General features: G+C 74.2%; 1 protein-coding gene. It reads right to left on the reverse strand.

Annotated elements, in window-relative coordinates; genetic code table 11:
• The coding region (locus IE172_RS34165) for an acyl carrier protein (RefSeq protein ID WP_229886755.1) at positions 1-1,613 on the reverse strand (1,613 nt) is incomplete at both ends.

The following is a 1,613-nucleotide window of genomic DNA, read 5'->3' on the forward strand; positions in this document are numbered from 1 at the left end:
TCCTGGCCGTAGGTGGCCAGGAGGGCCTGGGCCTCGATGGGGTCGCCGAGGGTGGTGCCGGTGCCGTGGGCCTCGACCGCGTCGACGTCCGCGCCGGTCAGCCCCGCACTGGACAGGGCCTGGCGGATCACCCGCTGCTGCGCGGGCCCGTTCGGGGCGGTGAGGCCGTTGCTCGCGCCGTCCTGGTTCACCGCGCTGCCCCGCACCACCGCCAGCACCGGGTGGCCGTTGCGCCGCGCGTCCGACAGCCGCTCCAGCAGCACGACGCCCGCGCCCTCGCCCCAGCCCGTGCCGTCCGCGGAGTCCGCGAACGCCTTGCACCGCCCGTCGCGGGCCAGCCCCCGCTGCCGGCTGAACCCGATGAACGTACCGGGCGTGGTCATCACAGTCACGCCGCCCGCGAGCGCCAGCGAGCACTCGCCGTTGCGCAGCGACTGCGCGGCCAGATGCAGGGCCACCAGCGAGGAGGAACAGGCCGTGTCGACCGTGATGGCCGGGCCTTCCAGACCCAGGTGGTACGCCACCCGGCCAGAGGCGATGCTGCCGGAACTGCCGTTGCCGAGGAACGCCTCCAGCCCCTCCGGCACCTCGGTGACCTGCGTGCCGTAGTCGTGGTACATGACGCCGGCGAAGACGCCCGTACGGCTGCCTCGCAGGGTCCGCGGGTCGATGCCGGCCCGTTCCACAGCCTCCCAGGAGGTCTCCAGGAGCAGCCGTTGCTGCGGGTCCATGGCGAGGGCCTCGCGGGGCGAGATCCCGAAGAAGCCCGCGTCGAACTCGGCGGCGTCGTACAGGAATCCGCCTTCCACCGCGTACGTCGTGCCGGGGTGGTCCGGGTCCGGGTGGTACAGCGCCTCCGTGTCCCAACCGCGGTCGGCGGGGAACCCGGAGATCGCGTCGCCGCCGGAGCGCACCAGCCGCCACAGGTCCTCCGGAGTGCGCACCCCGCCCGGATAACGGCAGGCCATGGCCACGACGGCCACCGCGTCCTCGTCGGGGTCCAGGTCGCTGCGCCGAGCCGGGCCAGCCGCGGTGCCGGGCTCGTCACCGAGGGCCTCGGTGACCAGATACCGGGCCAGTTCGATCGGGCTCGGGTGGTCGAACATCAGCGTGGCGGGCAGCCGCAGCCCGGTGGCCGAGGCCAGCCGGTTGCGCAGCTCGATGCCCGTCAGCGAGTCGAACCCCAAGTCTCTGAAGCTGAGTTCCGCCTCGATACCCCCGGCGCCAGCGTATCCCAGGATCCCTGCGGTGTGCTCCCGCACCAGGCCCAGCACGAACGCCATCCGCTCGGCCGGCTCCAACTCGCCCAGCCGGGCGGCCAGGGACCGGCCCTGCGGTTCGGCTCCCTCCCGGGCGGCGGCGCGGCGCACCTGGCGGCGGACCAGCCCGCGCAACAACGCCGGCACGGGCTCCTCCGCGCCGAGGGAACGCCGCAGCGCCGCCACGTCGAGCCGGACCGGCAGCAGGTGCGGCTCGCCCGACGCACACGCGGCGTCGAACAGCGCCAGTCCCTCGGCCGCGGAGAGCCCGGACACCCCGTGGCGGGTCATGCGGTGGAGGTCGGTGTGGGTGAGGTTGCCGGTCATGGTGGAGCGGTCTTCCCACAGGCCCCA

It is taken from the genome of Streptomyces griseoflavus, from assembly GCF_014649995.1.
Taxonomy (GTDB): domain Bacteria; phylum Actinomycetota; class Actinomycetes; order Streptomycetales; family Streptomycetaceae; genus Streptomyces; species Streptomyces griseoflavus.